Raw genomic sequence first — 580 nt, forward strand, 5'->3', positions numbered from 1 at the left:
TCGCCAGTTGTGCCATCGCTGGGTTGTCACGGCTGGCACTCTACTGGATGCGGTTGGGCATTACGCCGGAGAGGATCGAGCCTGGGCACCCGGAACAGAACGGCCGCCATGAACGCATGCACCGCACCCTGAAGGCGGAGACGGCCTCACCGGCAGAGGCTAACCGCCGCCGACAACAACAAGCTTTTGATCGCTTTCGTCAGATCTACAACCAGCAACGGCCACACGAGGCGCTCGGACAACGGCCGCCGGCAGACATCTATACCCACAGCCCGCGTTGCTACCCCGAACGGCTCCCCAACCCGGAGTACGACAGCAGTCTTCAAGTCCGCAGCGTCTATCCGCACGGACAGTTCTTCTGGAAGGGACAAAATATCTTCCTCAGTAAAGTCCTCGCGGGGGAACGCATCGGTCTCGATCAGATCGACGATCGCTACTGGTGCATCTATTACGCAACCTTCCCCATCGCCTACTTCGACGCACAGCAACTTCACGTCGGCAACCTACCCCAACAACAAGGCGATGGAAATCTGGAAATTTCATACAACCGAAATTCCCAGATTCCCACCGCCTCCACCAC

The 580-nt window shown here is 58.4% G+C and carries 1 protein-coding gene; it reads left to right on the plus strand.

The window, feature by feature from the left end:
* A partial coding sequence (locus OHL21_RS00005) for an integrase core domain-containing protein (RefSeq protein WP_263415194.1) occupies positions 1–580 on the plus strand: 580 nt, incomplete at both ends.

Source organism: Terriglobus albidus (genome assembly GCF_025685425.1).
GTDB classification, from domain to species: Bacteria; Acidobacteriota; Terriglobia; order Terriglobales; family Acidobacteriaceae; genus Terriglobus; species Terriglobus albidus.